Source organism: Streptomyces termitum (genome assembly GCF_014650175.1).
Classification (GTDB): domain Bacteria; phylum Actinomycetota; class Actinomycetes; order Streptomycetales; family Streptomycetaceae; genus Streptomyces; species Streptomyces termitum.
Genome location: NZ_BMUL01000005.1, coordinates 360,928 through 374,375, shown reverse-complemented (window position 1 = coordinate 374,375; position 13,448 = coordinate 360,928). Strand labels below are relative to the sequence as shown.

The following is a 13,448-nucleotide window of genomic DNA, read 5'->3' as shown; positions in this document are numbered from 1 at the left end:
GCGCCGGGCCCGCCCGGTCACATGAGGCCCGCGCGGGTGACGAGGACGGCGACGAGGACGACGAGGATCCAGCCGAGGACGTGCTCCAGGAGCTCGGGGCCCCGGTCGTCGTCCTTCGGACCGCCCGTGCGGGCGCGGGCGCCCAGGCGGGCGGCGAGGGTGTGGGTGGCGCTCATGGCGACCACGATGGGGCACCGGGGCGCCCCCGGACCAGAGACGTCGCTCACACCCCCGGCCCCGGGCGGCCCCGCTCAGAGCACCCCGACGGCCCGAAGCGCCGCGCGCTGCGCGGGAGTCGGCCGGTCGGGGAAGTACAGGTAGCAGACCCCTCCTGTGCCGGACACCACTTTCCCGCTCGCGTCATAACGCTTGGTCCGCAACCAGATGTTCTCCCACTCGCGGCGCCGGTAGATCCGCCGGACGGCCTCGTCGGTCGGGGAGGCCGGGTCGTTGGCGATCACGTCGCCGGTGGCGGTGAAGCCGATCACCGTCATGAGGTGGCCGGAGGTGCCGTAGCCCGCGCCGGTCAGCTCCTCCTTGAGGAAGGACTGCGAGGTGATGGCGGGGATGCCGGCCCGGATCAGGGTCTCCAGGTCGGTGAGCGAGCGGAGCCGGGTCACCACCGCGTTCAGGCCGGGGTACGAGGCGGCGTAGGCGGCGTTGAAGGGCCAGTTGCCGCAGCCCTGGTACTGGTGGTCGTAGGTGTACCGGGCGGCGTGGCAGACCTGCGGGTCGGCGTAGTCGGGGTTCACCCAGGCCAGGTCCTCGGCGGAGGGCTTCCGGCCCCAGTACTCGATGATCATCTGGGAGGAGGTCGGGCTGCACCACGCCTCGCCGCCGTTGTCGTACTCGGGGTACTGGCCGACGTGGATGTTCTGCGAGTAGCGGGGGACGGTCAGCTCGCGGGCAAGGCCCGGCACCGAGGCGGGGACCGTGAAGCGGTCCGGGACGTCCGAGGCCATCGCGCCGACCCGCCACACGGTCGGGGTCAGGGCCGTGCCGGGGCGGCGGTAGAGGGTGAGGCGCAGCCGGTAGGAGGCCAGGCGCAGGCCGCTCGCCGGGTCGTCGACGGAGAAGGTGTCCGTCCACACCGTGGACCGGCCGTCGGTCTGGTCGTCGACCGAGGTGCGCCGGATGTCGCCGTCGCCGGAGGCCCACCGGCCCATCACGAACCACGGCGTGGCCGTGCCGTCCGTGTAGGTGCCGGACAGCTCGACCTGGAGCCAGGTGCCGGCCGGGGTCCGGGCGTTCCAGGACGCGATCGCCTCGGCGGCGGGCACGGCCGGCGCGTGGGCGGGCGAGGTCCAGCGGGCGTACTCCCAGGAGGAGGTCAGCCCGGTGTGCGGGTCGGTGTAGTCGGTACGGCCCAGGGGGACGCCCACGACCAGGCCGGGGCGGTGGCCCGCGACGGCCCGGGTGCCCTCGGCCGTCCCGGAGCGCCAGTCGGTGAAGGTGGACCAGAAGCGGTTGGCGACCGTCCCCGGCGCGGGGTCGGCCGGGTCGGGGCCCGGACCGGCGGACGGGGCGGAGGCGGCGGCCGGCACGGCTCCGGCGGCGGCCGTGCCCGCGGCCGCGGCGAGCGCCGCGGCGAGGACGGACCGGCGTGAGGCGGATCGGGACATGGCGGTGACCCCCAGGCGAGGACGGCGGTACGGACCGGGCTGCGCCGCCCCACTATCCCGGCTCGCGGGGGCCTCCGCCAGCACTTCGGCCCGCGTCGCGGCGACCGTCATGGGTAGGGACCACTGACGGCGGTACGGCGCTGACCTGCGGCGGTACCCCCTGCCCCGGACCCGCTGCGGCCCGCCCCGCCCGGACTGCGGCGCCCGGCTCCCGGCGCCCGGACAGGACCCGGGCCGCGTCCGGAGGCTCCCGCCCGGCCCGCGGCGCCCTCCGGGTGCCTGACGGGACTTTCCGGACACGGCCTAGGCTGGTCCGCATGGACGACCTCGACCGCGCGGCCCGCGCGCTGCTCCGGCTGCCGCCCTCGCTGGGGCCGGTCCGGCTCGTCGCCGTGGACGGCCACGCGGGCTCCGGCAAGTCCACCCTCGCCGGCCGGCTCGCCGGAGCGCTCGGCGGCGCGCCCGTGCTGCGGATCGACGACCTCGCCAGCCACGAGGAGCCGTTCGCCTGGACCGGGCGGCTGCGCGCGCAGGTGCTGGAGCCGCTGGGCCGCGGCGAGAGCGCCGCGTACCACCCGTACGACTGGGTCCGGCGATGCTTCGGCCCGCCGCGCGCGCTGCCCCCGGCGCCGGTGGTGCTGGTGGAGGGCGTGGGGGCCGGGCGGCGGGAGCTGCGCCCGCACCTGGCGTGGCTGCTGTGGATGGAGCGGGACGCGGAGGCGTCCTGGGTCCGGGGGCGGCACCGGGACGGGCCGGAGCAGGCGGAGTTCTGGGACGGCTGGGTGGTGGCGGAGGAGCGCCATTTCGCCGAAGATCCGTCGCGCCCCTTCGCCGACACGCTGGTACGGGAGCGCGAGAAGGGCTACGACTGGCGTCCCGGGCCCGCTGTGACGACGGGCCAGGACCAGATCATCACGCACCGTGACGGAGTGATGGCGGCGCGCCCGGCGCCCTGAATTCGCCCCCGGCGAGTGCCTCAACTTCGCTTGACCCCGGGGGCGTACAGGTCTTACGTTCTGAATGTGCGGCTTTTCGCAGCCGCCGCAGACACGAAGCCCCCGGTTGTTCCCCCGTGATCGGGGGCTTCGTTCTGCCCTCCGCGCCCCGGCCCGCGCCCTTCGCCGCCGGACGCGCTCACCCAGGGTCACCGCTTCCGGATCTTGCGCTTCTCCTTAAGTCCCTCCCCCCTGCGCAGGTACGATGCCCGCAGGTGCGGTCAAATCCCGTCCATACGCCGACGGTTGTGGGGGACCCGATGGACATCGGCACGCAGGGGCCGCAGGCCCCGGCCGAACTCGCCTGGCTGCGGGGCGTCGACGCCTACACCATGGGCGCCTATCCGCAGGCCGAGGAGGAGTTCCGGGCCGCGGTGCGGATCGACCCCGGCATGGCGGACGCCTGGCTCGGGCTCCACGCGCTGCGCGCGGACACCACCACCGCGCTGCTGCGCATGTACCGCAACCGCGAGCGCTTCGGCGAACAGCGCACCCGGCACCGGCGCACCCTCAACTCCTGGTACTGGCTCGGCTGGTGGGTGCAGCCGGTGCTCGAAAGCCCGCGCGACCTGCTGCTCGCGCACGCCTCCCACTGGCTCGACGGCCGGCACGTGCCCGAGCTCGACCGGGCCCTCGCCGAGCTCCCGCCGGTCGACACCGACCCCCAGGTCCGCTTCCTGCACGCCTGCCGCGCCTACCTGGTCAAGGACTGGGAGCAGCTCGTCCGGCACACCGAGACCCTGGTCGACGACCCGCTGCTCGGCATCGAGGCCGGCCTCTTCGGCGGCATGGCCCGGGTCCGCCTGGAGATGTACGGGCAGGCCGAACCGCTCCTGTCGGCGGCCCTGATGCGCTGCCGCAGCGAACAGCCGCAGCGCAAGGAGCTGCGCTACTGGCTGGCCCGCGCCCACGAGGGCACCGGCCGCAGCGCCGCCGCCCTCCCCCTCTACCGCGCGGTCCACCGGATCGACCCGGCGTTCATGGACACCGCCGCCCGGCTCGCCGCCATCGCCGAGTACGACGGCTTCGACGGGCTCGACGGCCTGGAGGAGCAGGCCGGGCTCGCCGCCGTCGTCCTCGGCCCGCCGTCCGGTACGGCCCCCGGCCAGGACGGCACCGTCGTGCCCGGCGCCGAACCGGAGCCCGGCGGCCCCGGCGGGGACGGGCTGCGCCGCGCGCCCGAACCGGTGCCGCCCGCCGCGCCCCCGGAGCGCGTACGGCACAGCTCGCCGGTGCCCGCGCAGGCCGGGCCGCCGCGCTTCCCGGCCGGGCCGACCGATCCGGTGCTGCTCGCCGAGGCCCTGGCCGAGCTGGAGGGCATGGTCGGGATGGAGCCGGTGAAGCGGCAGGTCAAGGCGCTCTCCGCACAGCTGGAGATGGCCCGGCTGCGGGCCGGGCAGGGCCTTCCGGTGCAGCCGCCGAAGCGGCACTTCGTCTTCTCCGGGCCCTCCGGCACCGGCAAGACGACCGTGGCCCGCATCCTGGGCCGGGTCTTCTACGCGCTCGGCCTGCTCGGCGGCGACCACCTGGTGGAGGCCCAGCGGGCCGACCTCGTCGGCGAGTTCCTGGGCCAGACCGCCGTGAAGGCGAACGAGCTGATCGACTCGGCGGTCGGCGGGGTCCTCTTCGTCGACGAGGCGTACGCGCTCTCCAACTCCGGCTACAGCAAGGGCGACGCGTACGGCGACGAGGCCCTCCAGGTGCTGCTGAAGCGCGCCGAGGACAACCGCGACCACCTGGTGGTCATCCTGGCCGGCTACCCCGAAGGCATGGACCGGCTGCTCGCCGCCAACCCCGGGCTCTCCTCCCGCTTCACCACCCGCGTCGACTTCCCCTCCTACCGGCCGGCCGAACTGACCGCGATCGGCGAGGTGCTCGCCGCGGCCAACGGCGACGGCTGGGACGAGGAGGCCCTCGACGAGCTGCGCTCGATCAGCGCGCACGTCGTGGAGCAGGGCTGGATCGACGAACTGGGCAACGGGCGCTTCCTGCGCACCCTGTACGAGAAGTCCTGCGCCTACCGGGACCTGCGGCTCTCCGGCTACCCGGCCGCGCTCACCCGCGAGGACCTGGCCACGCTGCGGCTCGCGGACCTCATGCAGGCGTACGGGGAGGTGCTGTCGGGCCGCGGTCCGACGGACCGCGGCCCCCAGCAGGAACCCCCGTTCTGACCCGTCGCCCGCTATCCGGCGACGGGGGCGGGGACGGGGCGGGTGCGGTGCGCGGGGTCGCGGACCTCGCCCACCAGCGTCTCCAGCACGTCCTCCAGGGCGACCAGGCCGAGGACCCGGCCGGAGCCGTCCGCGACCTGCGCCAGGTGGGTGGCCGCCCGGCGCATCACCGTGAGGGCGTCGTCCAGCGGCAGCTCCGCGCGGAGCGTCGGCATCGGGCGCCACAGCCGCTGCGGCACCGCCCGGTCCCGCTCCTCCAGGTCCAGGACGTCCTTCACGTGCACGAAGCCCATGAAGACGGCGGGCCCCGGGCCCTCGGCGCGGACCGGGAAGCGGGAGTAGCCGGTCCGTACGGTCAGCTCCTCGATCCGCTCCGGGGTGGCCGACGGCGGGACGGTGACCAGCGCGGCGGCCGGGATGAGGACGTCGGTGACCGGGCGGCTGCCCAGTTCGAGGGCGTCCTCCAGGCGCTCCTGCTCGGCCGGGGCGAGGAGTCCGGCCTGGCCGGCGTCCTCGACGAGGCGGCCGAGCTGGGTGCTGGTGAAGACGGCCTCCACCTCGTCCTTCGGCTCGACCCGGAAGGCCCGCAGGACCAGCCGGGCGCAGGCGCCCAGCGCGGTGGTGACCGGGCGGCAGAGCCGGGCGAAGCCGACCAGCGCGGGGGCCAGCCAGAGCGCGGTCCGCTCGGGGGCGGCCATCGCCAGGTTCTTCGGCACCATCTCGCCGATGACGAGGTGGAGGAAGACGACCACCGCGAGGGCGATCACGTAGCCGAGGGGGTGGATCAGGCCGTCCGGGACGCCGATCGCGTGGAAGGCCGGCTCCAGGAGCCGGGCCACGGTCGGCTCGGCGACCGCGCCGAGGGTGAGCGAGCAGACGGTGATGCCGAACTGGGCGGCGGCCATCATCCGCGGCAGGTTCTCCAGGCCGTACAGCACCTGCTTGGCGCGGGCGCCGGGGATCGGCTCGATCTGGCTGCGGCGGACGGAGACGAGCGCGAACTCGGCGCCGACGAAGAAGCCGTTGGCCAGGACCAGGAGGAGGGCCAGGAGGAGCTGGAGGGTGCTCATCGGGCCGCCTCCGCCGGGACGGGCACCGGGGCGGTGCGCACGATCCGGACCCGCTCGGCCCGGAAGCGGTCCACCTGGCGGACCGAGAGCCGCCAGCCGGGCAGCTCGGCCCGGTCGCCCGGGGCCGGGATGCGGCCGAGCAGGTCGGCGACGAGCCCGGCGACCGTCTCGTACGGCCCGTCGGGCACGTCGAGTCCTATCCGGCGCAGGGTGTGGACGCGGCAGGAGCCGTCGGCCTCCCAGGCGGGCCGGCCGTCCTCGGGGGGCGCGGCGGCCAGCTCGGGGCGGGCGTCGGCGGCGGTGTCGTGCTCGTCGCGGACCTCGCCGACGAGCTCCTCGACGATGTCCTCCAGGGTGACCACGCCGGCCGTGCCGCCGTACTCGTCGACGACGACGGCGATCGGCTGCTCGCGGCGCAGTCGCTCCAGGAGCGACTGGACGGGCAGCGACTCGGGGACCAGCAGCGGCGGGACGGCGATCCGGCCGACGGGGGTCCTCGGGCGGGCCCCGGGGGTGACCGCGAGCGCGTCCTTGAGGTGGACCATGCCGACGATCTCGTCGATCCGCTCCCGGTAGACCGGGAAGCGGGAGAGGCCGGTGGCGCGGGTCAGGTTGAGGACGTCGGCCGCGGTGGCGTCCCACTGGAGGGCGCTGACCTTCACGCGCGGGGTCATGACCTGCTCGGCGGTGAGGCCGCCGAGGGACAGGGTCCGGACGAAGAGGTCGGCGGTGTCCTGTTCCAGGGCGCCGGCGCGGGCCGAGTGCCGGGCGAGGGATTCCAGCTCGCCGGGGGTGCGGACGGAGTCCAGCTCCTCGGTGGGCTCGACGCCCAGGGCGCGGACGAGGCCGTTCGCCACCCGGTTGAGCAGGGAGATCACCGGCCGGAAGGCGGCGGAGAAGCGGCGCTGCGGGGCGGCGACGAAGCGGGCGACCTGGAGCGGCCGGGAGACCGCCCAGTTCTTGGGGACCAGCTCGCCGACGACCATCTGGAGCGCCGAGGCGAGCAGCATGCCGATGACCACCGCGACCCCGGAGACGGCGCCCCGGGGCAGTCCGGTGGCGGTGAGGGGGGCGTGCAGCAGCGAGGCGAGCGCGGGTTCGGCGAGCATGCCGACGATGAGCGAGGTGAGGGTGATGCCGAGCTGGGTGCCGGAGAGCTGGAAGGACAGCTCGCGCAGCGCCGAGACGACGGTGCGGGCGCGTCGGTCGCCCGCGGCGGCGGCCCGCTCGGCCTCCGCGCGCTCGACGGTCACGAGACCGAACTCGGCGGCCACGAAGAAGCCGTTGGCCAGGATGAGGAGGAAGGCCGCGCAGAGCGGCAGAAGAGAGACGATCATGCCGCCGCCTCGGGAGAGGGGGCGGCGCAGGTACTACCGGACGATCCGTCCATTGCCGGAGGGAGTCACTCCTCGGGTCGAAGGGGTGCCTCGCCGGCCGCGGGCGGCGGCTTCTCACGGGCGAGGCGGTGGTGCGCTCGGCACCACCGCCTCCAGATTAGCCACGCCGGTGCCTCCCGTGGCAGGGGGGCGGCCCCGGATGGGGGACGGACCCGGGTCCGTCCCTCCGGGTCAGCCGCCCGCCTCGACGCCGGCGCCCCGGCTGTCCGCGAGGGCCCGCAGGGCGCGGGCGTCGCGGATCGCGGACTCCTTGGCGATGCCCGGCTGGATGCCGAGGGCGGGCAGGCTGGTGCCGTCGCTGAGGTCCAGGAAGACCCAGGGGTCGCCGGGCCGCAGGTTGACGCGGAGGATCTCCGCCCAGGCGAGGCGCCGGGTGCGGGTGATGTTGACGACGGTGACGCCCTCGTCGTCGGCGACGACCTTGGGGCGGCTGAGCAGCACCAGGACACCGAGGAAGAGGGCGGCGGTGAAGACGAAGCTGACCCGCTCCCCCGGTGCGAGCCGTTCCAGCATCAGGGCCACGACCGTGATCACCACGAACATGGCGAGTCCCACGGTCAGCAGGACGGCTCGGGTGCGGCCCGGCCGGAAGGTGACCGGGAGGGAGGGCGTGGTCGGCTCGGACATGGGGGTTCCTCGGTGCCGGGGGCGGTGCGGGGGTCAGAGACGGCAGGCGTGGATCGCGGTGGTGAGGATCGCGCGGGCGCCCAGCTCGTACAGGTCGTCCATGATCCGCTGCGCGTCCTTGGCGGGAACCATGGCGCGGACGGCGACCCAGCCCTCGTTGTGCAGCGGGGAGACGGTGGGCGACTCCAGGCCCGGGGTGAGGGCGACGGCCTGCTCCAGGTGCTCGGCGCGGCAGTCGTAGTCCATCATCACGTACGAGCGGGCGACCAGGACGCCCTGGAGGCGGCGCAGGAACTGCTGGACCTGCGGGCTCTCGGTGCCGGCGCCGTCGCGGCGGATGACGATGGCCTCGGACTTCAGGATCGGCTCGCCGATGACCTCCAGGCCGGCGTTGCGCAGGCTGGTGCCGGTCTCGACGACGTCCGCGATGATCTGGGCGACGCCCAGCTGGATCGCGGTCTCGACGGCCCCGTCGAGGTGGACGACGGAGGCGTCGATCCCCTGGTCGGCGAGGTGCTTGGCGACGATGCCCTCGTAGGAGGTGGCGATCGTCATGCCGCCGAAGTCGTCCGGGCCCTGGGCGGTGCCCGGACGGGTGGCGTAGCGGAAGGTGGAGCGGCCGAAGTTCAGCGCGAGGATCTCCTCGGCGCCGGCGCCGGAGTCCAGGAGCAGGTCGCGGCCGGTGATGCCGATGTCCAGCTTTCCGGAGGCCACGTAGATGGCGATGTCCTTCGGCCGCAGGTAGAAGAACTCGACCTCGTTGTCGGGGTCGATGACCACCAGTTCCTTGGACTCCTTGCGCTGGCGGTAGCCGGCCTCATGGAGCATGGCCGACGCAGGTCCGGAGAGGGAACCCTTGTTGGGGACGGCGATGCGCAGCATGGGGTGGCTTCCTTTGCCTGGGAGTGTGCGGGAAGGGGGTCGGTCTTCGGGAGCGGTGCTCGGGAGGGTCGTGCTCAGAGGTGGGCGTAGACGTCGTCGAGGGAGATCCCCCGGGCGACCATCATCACCTGGACGTGGTAGAGGAGCTGCGAGATCTCCTCGGCCGCCGCGTCCTTGCCCTCGTACTCGGCGGCCATCCAGACCTCGGCGGCCTCCTCGACGACCTTCTTGCCGATGGCATGGACACCCTTGCCGACCAGTTCCGCGGTGCGGGAGGTGGCGGGGTCGCCGGTCTCGGCCTTGAGCTTCAGCTCGGCGAAGAGGTCTTCGAAGCTTTTGCGGGTTTCGTTCGCCATGATGTCCTCAGGGTACGGGGTGGGGGCGGGCCGCTCAGCGCCAGGGTTCGCTCACCGTGCGCAGGATGGTCGCGGTGGCGACGGCGGCGGTGACGGCCTCGTGGCCCTTGTCCTCGCTGGATCCCTCCAGGCCGGCCCGGTCGAGGGCCTGCTCCTCGGTGTCGCAGGTCAGGACGCCGAATCCGACGGGTACGCCGGTGTCGACCGAGACCTGGGTGAGGCCGTGGGTGACGCCCTGACACACGTACTCGAAGTGCGGCGTGCCGCCGCGGATGACGACGCCGAGTGCCACGACGGCATCGTAGCCGCGCCCGGCCAGCACCTTCGCCACGACGGGGAGTTCGAAGCTGCCGGGGACGCGGAGCAGGGTGGGCTCGTCGATGCCGAGTTCGGCGAGGGCGCGCAGGGCGCCGTCGACCAGGCCGTCCATGATCTTCTCGTGCCACTGGGCCGCGATGACCGCGACCCGCAGGTCGCCGCAGTTCTTCACGCTGAGGACGGGTGCGCCCTTGCCGCTCATGTCTCTCCTTGGACCGTACGAAAGGTGATGAAGGATGGGGAGGGTGGTGAAGGGTGGGTTACTGGTTTCCGCAGGTGGGGGCCGGGGAGCCGTCGAGCCAGGGCAGGTCGTGGCCCATCCGGTCCCGCTTGGTGCGCAGGTAGCGGAGGTTGTGCTCGCCGGCCGTGACGGGCATCGGCTCGCGGCCCTCGACGGCGAGGCCGTGGCGGGTGAGGGCCTCGATCTTGTCGGGGTTGTTGGTCATCAGGCGGAGGCTGCGGACGCCGAGGTCGGTGAGCATCCGCGCGCCGGCGGCGTAGTCGCGGGCATCGGCGGGGAGGCCGAGTTCCAGGTTGGCGTCGAGGGTGTCGCGCCCCCGCTCCTGGAGTTCGTACGCGCGCAGCTTGGAGAGCAGGCCGATGCCGCGGCCCTCGTGGCCGCGGAGGTAGACGACGATGCCGCGGCCGGCCTCCTGGATGCGTTCCATGGACGCCTGGAGCTGGGGGCCGCAGTCGCAGCGCAGCGAGTGGAAGACGTCGCCGGTGAGGCATTCGGAGTGGACGCGGACGAGGACGTCGGTGCCGTCGCCGATCTCGCCGTGGACGAGGGCGACGTGTTCGACGCCGTCGACGGTGGAGCGGTAGCCGTAGGCGGTGAAGTCGCCGTGGGCGGTGGGGAGGTGGACCTCGGCCTCGCGGCGGACGGTGGGTTCGGCGGAGCGGCGGTAGGCGATCAGGTCCTCGATGGAGATGATCGTCAGGCCGTGCTTGCGGGCGAAGGGGATCAGTTCGGGGAGGCGGAGCATGACGCCGTCCTCGCCGGCGATCTCGACGATCGCGCCGGCCGGGCGGAGTCCGGCGAGGCGGGCGAGGTCGACGGCGGCCTCGGTGTGGCCGGGGCGGGCGAGGACGCCGCCGGCGCGGGCGCGCAGCGGGAAGACGTGCCCGGGGCGGACGAAGTCGGCGGGCCGGTGCCGGCCGCTCGCGAGCATGCGGAGGGTGGTGGCGCGGTCGGCGGCGGAGATGCCGGTGGTGACGCCGTGCTCGGGTCCGGCGTCGACGGAGACGGTGAAGGCCGTGCGCATCGACTCGGTGTTCCGCTCGACCATCTGCGGGAGGTCGAGGCGCTCCAGCTCGTCGTGCTCCATGGGGGCGCAGATCAGGCCGCGGCACTCGGTCATCATGAAGGCGACGACCTCGGGGGTGGCCTTCTCGGCGGCGATGACGAGGTCGCCCTCGTTCTCCCGGTCCTCGTCGTCGACGACGACGACGGGGCGGCCGGCCGCGATGTCCCGGATCGCCTGCTCGACGGGGTCGAGGGCGAACTCTTCGATGTCCCTGGTGGTCATGCGGGGGCTCCTTCCAGGACGGGGGTGCGGGACCGGAGCCACCAGTCGCGCATGCCCCAGACGACGAGGGCGAAGTAGACGACGTACACGAGGCCGGAGAAGGCGAGGCCGCTGCTGAAGGCGAGCGGGACGCCGACGAGGTCGACGAGGAGCCAGGCGAACCAGAACTCGACGAGGCCGCGGGCCTGGGCGACCATCGCGACGAGGGTGCCGACGAAGATGTACGCGTCGGCCCAGGGGCTCCAGGAGAGCGACGGGACGAGGGTGAAGAGGCCGCCGACGGCGAGGGTGCCGAGGAGGGCGCCGCCGGCGAGGAGGCCGCGCTCCTTCCAGGTGGCGAAGCGGACGGCGATGGAGCCGTCCTGGGCCTGCCGCCGGCCGCGGTTCCACTGCCACCAGCCCCAGGCGGCGACGCCGATGACGAGGAGCTGCTTGCCGACGCCGCCGGCGAGGTGGGCGGAGGCGTAGGCGCCGACGAGGACGACGCCGGAGAGGAGCTGGGCGGGCCAGGTGAGGATGGAGCGGCGCCAGCCGAGGGCCAGGGCTATCAGGCCGATGGTGTTGCCGATCATGTCGGACCACAGGATGTGCTGGCCGAAGACGGCGAACGCCTCGGAGTTGAGCCAGTTCACTTCTCGTTCTCCTTGGCGTCGGCGCCGAGCAGCCGCTCGACGTACTTGGCGATGACGTCCACTTCGAGGTTGACCGGGGCGCCGGGCCGCTTGATGCCGAGCGTGGTCAGGTCGAGGGTGGTGGGGATGAGGCTGATGGTGAACCAGTCGTCGGCGACCTCGACGACGGTGAGGCTGACGCCGTCGACCGTGATCGAACCCTTCTCGACGACGTAGCGGGAGAGGTGGGCGGGGAGGCCGACCTTGACGAGCTCCCAGTGCTCGGAGGGGGTGCGCTCCAGGACGGTGCCGGTGCCGTCGACGTGGCCCTGGACGATGTGGCCGCCGAGGCGGCCGCCGACGGCCATGGGCCGCTCCAGGTTGACGCGGGAGCCGACCGCGAGGGCGCCGAGGGAGGACCGCTTGAGGGTCTCGGCCATGACGTCGGCGGTGAACTCTCCGTCGCCGTGCTCGACGACCGTGAGACAGACGCCGTTGACGGCGATGGAGTCGCCGTGCCGGGCGCCTTCCGTGACCAGGGGGCCGCGCAGGCGGAAGCGGGAGGCGTCCGCCAGTTCCTCGACGGCGACGACCTCTCCCAGTTCTTCGACGATTCCGGTGAACACGGTCAGGCTCCCTGGATGGTGGCGGTGATGCGGAGGTCGGGTCCGAGGGCCGCGGTCTCGGTGATGTCGAGCCGCAGCGCTTCGGTGAGGGTGGTGATTCCGGCGTCGGCGAGGGCGGTGGGGCCCGCGCCGAGGAGGACCGGGGCGAGGTAGCCGACGACCTGGTCGACGGCGCCCGCGGCGAGGAAGGCGCCCGCGAGGGTGGGGCCGCCTTCGAGGAGGACGGAGCGGACGCCGCGCGCGTGGAGGGCGTCGAGGAGGGCGGGGACGGAGAGTCCGCCGCCGGCCGCCCTGGGGAGGCGTACGACGTCCGCGAGGGGGGTGTCGGCGTCCTCGGCGACCGCGATGAGGGTGGGGGCGGCGTCGTCGAGGACGCGGGCGCCGGGCCGGACGGCGGTCGCCTCGGTGTCGACGACGACGCGGAGGGGCTGGACGGCGCCCTCGACGCCGCGGACGGCGAGGTGGGGGTCGTCGGCGCGGGCGGTGCCGGAGCCGACGACGACGGCGTCGGCCTCGGCGCGCAGCCGGTGGACGTCGGCGCGGGAGGCGGCGGAGCTGATCCAGCGGGAGGTGCCGTCGGCGGCGGCGATCCGGCCGTCGAGGGTGGCGGCGTACTTCCAGCGGACGAAGGGGCGGCCGGTGCGGACGGCGGTGAGCCAGGGGAGGTTCCCGGCCTCGGCCGCGTCCTCCAGGAGGCCCCGCTCGACCTCGGTCCCGGCGGCGCGGAGGGTGTCGGCGCCGCCGGTGGCCCGCGGGTTCGGGTCGGCGACGGCGTAGACGACGCGGCGGACGCCGGCCTCGATCAGGGCCTGGGCGCAGGGGCCGGTGCGGCCGGTGTGGTTGCAGGGTTCGAGGGTGACGTAGGCGGTGCCGCCGCGGGCCAGGACGCCGGCCGCGCGCAGGGCGTGGATCTCGGCGTGGGGGCCGCCGGCGCGCTGGTGCCAGCCTTCGCCGACGACGTGGCCGGAGGCGTCGGTGACGACGCAGCCGACGACGGGGTTGGGGCTGGTGGCGCCGAGTCCACGGGCGGCGAGCTCCACGGCTCGTCGCATGGCGGTGATGTCGGCCTGCCGGTCCACCGGGTCCTCCTGCCTCTTCGGGCACGGACTCCGGGGCCTGTCGATGTCGACAGAGAGCGGGTACGACAGCTGCGCACGGGTGTGCCGGTACGGCCGGAGGTCCCCGGGTGCGCCGACGGGAAAACGCCGGTCACCAGCGGACGTACGGCCGGCACACCCCTGTCA

General features: G+C 74.1%; 14 protein-coding genes. 2 read left to right on the top strand and 12 right to left on the bottom strand.

Annotated features, from left to right (window positions below; all coding sequences use genetic code 11):
• Positions 1-17: 17 nt before the first annotated feature.
• Entirely contained in the window at positions 18-176 is a 159-nt protein-coding gene (locus IE219_RS12690; RefSeq protein WP_189976750.1) for an SCO1431 family membrane protein, read from the bottom strand.
• 75 nt (positions 177-251) lie between these two features.
• A complete protein-coding gene (locus tag IE219_RS12685; protein WP_189976749.1) occupies positions 252-1,622 on the bottom strand; it encodes a C39 family peptidase in 1,371 nt (456 codons plus the stop codon).
• A gap of 317 nt (positions 1,623-1,939) precedes the next feature.
• On the opposite strand from IE219_RS12685, the gene IE219_RS12680 reads away from it, so the two are divergent.
• Both IE219_RS12680 and IE219_RS12675 read left to right on the top strand, forming a co-directional pair.
• Complete coding sequence (locus IE219_RS12680) at positions 1,940-2,578, top strand: uridine kinase family protein (protein ID WP_189976748.1); 639 nt, start codon at positions 1,940-1,942, stop codon at positions 2,576-2,578.
• A 299-nt stretch (positions 2,579-2,877) separates the two neighbouring features.
• Positions 2,878-4,788: an AAA family ATPase gene (locus tag IE219_RS12675; protein ID WP_189976747.1), complete on the top strand. Its 1,911-nt coding sequence runs from the start codon at positions 2,878-2,880 to the stop codon at positions 4,786-4,788.
• Between the two features lie 11 nt (positions 4,789-4,799).
• On the opposite strand, the gene IE219_RS12670 is transcribed toward IE219_RS12675, so the two are convergent.
• From IE219_RS12670 to ribD, 10 genes are all read right to left on the bottom strand, one after another.
• On the bottom strand, positions 4,800-5,858 hold the full coding sequence (locus IE219_RS12670; protein WP_189976746.1) for a hemolysin family protein: 1,059 nt from the start codon (positions 5,856-5,858) through the stop codon (positions 4,800-4,802).
• Complete coding sequence (locus IE219_RS12665) at positions 5,855-7,195, bottom strand: hemolysin family protein (RefSeq protein ID WP_189976745.1); 1,341 nt, start codon at positions 7,193-7,195, stop codon at positions 5,855-5,857. The genes IE219_RS12670 and IE219_RS12665 overlap by 4 nt, the downstream gene beginning before the upstream one ends.
• Before the next feature lie 231 nt (positions 7,196-7,426).
• A complete protein-coding gene (locus IE219_RS12660) occupies positions 7,427-7,882 on the bottom strand; it encodes a PH domain-containing protein (protein ID WP_189976744.1) in 456 nt (151 codons plus the stop codon).
• Between the two features lie 33 nt (positions 7,883-7,915).
• Entirely contained in the window at positions 7,916-8,764 is an 849-nt protein-coding gene (gene hisG / locus IE219_RS12655) for an ATP phosphoribosyltransferase (RefSeq protein ID WP_189976743.1), read from the bottom strand.
• Positions 8,765-8,838: 74 nt separating this feature from the next.
• The gene (locus tag IE219_RS12650) at positions 8,839-9,120 is read right to left on the bottom strand and encodes a phosphoribosyl-ATP diphosphatase (RefSeq protein WP_189976742.1); all 282 of its coding nucleotides are present in this window, start codon (positions 9,118-9,120) and stop codon (positions 8,839-8,841) included.
• A gap of 34 nt (positions 9,121-9,154) precedes the next feature.
• Positions 9,155-9,640, bottom strand: a complete 486-nt coding sequence (gene ribH, locus IE219_RS12645) for a 6,7-dimethyl-8-ribityllumazine synthase (protein ID WP_189976741.1) — start codon at positions 9,638-9,640, stop codon at positions 9,155-9,157.
• A gap of 58 nt (positions 9,641-9,698) precedes the next feature.
• Entirely contained in the window at positions 9,699-10,967 is a 1,269-nt protein-coding gene (locus IE219_RS12640) for a bifunctional 3,4-dihydroxy-2-butanone-4-phosphate synthase/GTP cyclohydrolase II (protein WP_189976740.1), read from the bottom strand.
• Positions 10,964-11,539 carry a nicotinamide mononucleotide transporter family protein gene (locus tag IE219_RS12635; protein WP_229849742.1) on the bottom strand — a complete coding sequence of 192 codons (576 nt, stop codon included), beginning with the start codon at positions 11,537-11,539 and terminating at the stop codon, positions 10,964-10,966. The genes IE219_RS12640 and IE219_RS12635 overlap by 4 nt, the downstream gene beginning before the upstream one ends.
• Before the next feature lie 56 nt (positions 11,540-11,595).
• Positions 11,596-12,204, bottom strand: coding sequence for a riboflavin synthase (locus IE219_RS12630; RefSeq protein ID WP_189976738.1), 609 nt, complete (start codon positions 12,202-12,204; stop codon positions 11,596-11,598).
• Positions 12,205-12,206: 2 nt separating this feature from the next.
• On the bottom strand, positions 12,207-13,283 hold the full coding sequence (gene ribD, locus IE219_RS12625; RefSeq protein ID WP_189976737.1) for a bifunctional diaminohydroxyphosphoribosylaminopyrimidine deaminase/5-amino-6-(5-phosphoribosylamino)uracil reductase RibD: 1,077 nt from the start codon (positions 13,281-13,283) through the stop codon (positions 12,207-12,209).
• Positions 13,284-13,448: the final 165 nt, after the last annotated feature.

Bases quoted from the DNA above. Each gene is read 5' to 3' on its own strand.
- IE219_RS12690 (WP_189976750.1), bottom strand. From the start codon at position 176: ATGAGCGCCACCCACACCCTCGCCGCCCGCCTGGGCGCCCGCGCCCGC.
- IE219_RS12640 (WP_189976740.1), bottom strand. From the start codon at position 10,967: ATGACCACCAGGGACATCGAAGAGTTCGCCCTCGACCCCGTCGAGCAG.
- IE219_RS12650 (WP_189976742.1), bottom strand. From the start codon at position 9,120: ATGGCGAACGAAACCCGCAAAAGCTTCGAAGACCTCTTCGCCGAGCTG.
- IE219_RS12670 (WP_189976746.1), bottom strand. From the start codon at position 5,858: ATGAGCACCCTCCAGCTCCTCCTGGCCCTCCTCCTGGTCCTGGCCAAC.
- IE219_RS12685 (WP_189976749.1), bottom strand. From the start codon at position 1,622: ATGTCCCGATCCGCCTCACGCCGGTCCGTCCTCGCCGCGGCGCTCGCC.
- IE219_RS12635 (WP_229849742.1), bottom strand. From the start codon at position 11,539: ATGATCGGCAACACCATCGGCCTGATAGCCCTGGCCCTCGGCTGGCGC.
- hisG (WP_189976743.1), bottom strand. From the start codon at position 8,764: ATGCTGCGCATCGCCGTCCCCAACAAGGGTTCCCTCTCCGGACCTGCG.
- IE219_RS12660 (WP_189976744.1), bottom strand. From the start codon at position 7,882: ATGTCCGAGCCGACCACGCCCTCCCTCCCGGTCACCTTCCGGCCGGGC.
- IE219_RS12675 (WP_189976747.1), top strand. From the start codon at position 2,878: ATGGACATCGGCACGCAGGGGCCGCAGGCCCCGGCCGAACTCGCCTGG.
- IE219_RS12680 (WP_189976748.1), top strand. From the start codon at position 1,940: ATGGACGACCTCGACCGCGCGGCCCGCGCGCTGCTCCGGCTGCCGCCC.
- ribH (WP_189976741.1), bottom strand. From the start codon at position 9,640: ATGAGCGGCAAGGGCGCACCCGTCCTCAGCGTGAAGAACTGCGGCGAC.
- IE219_RS12665 (WP_189976745.1), bottom strand. From the start codon at position 7,195: ATGATCGTCTCTCTTCTGCCGCTCTGCGCGGCCTTCCTCCTCATCCTG.